The sequence below is a fragment of the Rhodopseudomonas sp. G2_2311 genome, assembly GCF_047501505.1.
Classification (GTDB): Bacteria; Pseudomonadota; Alphaproteobacteria; order Rhizobiales; family Xanthobacteraceae; genus Rhodopseudomonas; species Rhodopseudomonas palustris_H.
Genome location: NZ_JAZDRK010000047.1, coordinates 1 through 1,145 on the forward strand (window position 1 = coordinate 1; position 1,145 = coordinate 1,145).

1 protein-coding gene is annotated in these 1,145 nt (G+C 63.0%); it reads right to left on the reverse strand.

What is annotated here, in order from left to right; translation table 11 throughout:
* Positions 1-110: 110 nt before the first annotated feature.
* Positions 111-1,073, reverse strand: coding sequence for an IS5 family transposase (locus VRZ08_RS25040; RefSeq protein ID WP_414534248.1), 963 nt, complete (start codon positions 1,071-1,073; stop codon positions 111-113).
* Between the last annotated feature and the right edge of the window lie 72 nt (positions 1,074-1,145).

Consider the following 1,145-nt stretch of genomic DNA (forward strand, 5'->3'; position numbering starts at 1 on the left):
GCGAGACCTCTGCGAAACTCGTTGATTTGGCGAGTTGGCAGCTGGAGGGGTGATGGCGTGATGCGATTTGGCTGCGAGCGGCGGTTTCGGCCGCCGTGGCCGGAGATTGGTCAGCGGATGGCGGCTGCGGTTCGCAGGTTGTAGGCGATCGAGATTAGATCGAGGTGGAATGCGTTGGCGGTGATGCCGGCGTAGCGCATGCGGGTGAAGCCGTAGCGGCCTTTGAGTTGCGAGAAGGTCCGTTCGATCGCCTGCCTCACGCGCCCGATCAGCTTGTTGCGTACGGCCTGCCATCGCGGCAGCGTCTTCTGGTGTTTGTTGCGACGATGCTGGATGCGATCCTTGATGCCACGAGCTTTGAGGGCTTGGCGGCGCGCACGCTTCTCGTAGGCCTTGTCGGCATAGACCGCCTTCTCGTCGCCGAGGACGAGATCGTCGGCGACTTGGCTCTCATACGTCTTCGCCCCGGTCAGTTTGCGGGCCCGGATCAGCCCCGATCCCTGATCGATCGCAACGTGCGCCTTGTAGCCGAAGAACAGCTGGCGCTTGGGGCCCTGCCTTGTCCAGTTGGCTTCCGGATCGTGTGACGAGCGGCTCTCGACCTCGCGCGGGGTCGATCCCGAGGCAGGCGTCCGCCCTGAACTTTGAACCAGGGTTGCGTCGATCAAAGTCCCTGTCTTCAAGACATATCCAGCCGCTTCGAGCTGCCGGAGAACTTCCTGAAACAGGGCGTCTCCCAGGCCGGCCTGCTGCAAGGCATTGCGAAACCGGCAAAGCGTCGTCTCGTCGGGTGTCTGCGCATCCAGCGCGAACCCGCAGAAGCGCCGGAACGAAACTCGGTCGAGCAGGGCCTCTTCGAGACCGGGGTCGGACAGTCCGTACCACTGCTGCAGCAACAAGGCTTTGAACATTGTCAGCGGCGCGTAGGGCGGCCGACCGGTCTCGCCCGGCCGCACCTTCCGGATCAGGACGGCAAGACGGCCCCAATCGATCAGGCCCGAAATGCGCTCCAGCCGCTCGTTGCGCCCAAAGCCCGCCGGCAGCAAAGCCTCAATGAAACTGTCCTGCGCCATCCCGTTCACCTCCGACTACGCGCAAGTGAATCACATCTGGATAGAACAGTCAGGTTTTGCAGAGGCCTCGCA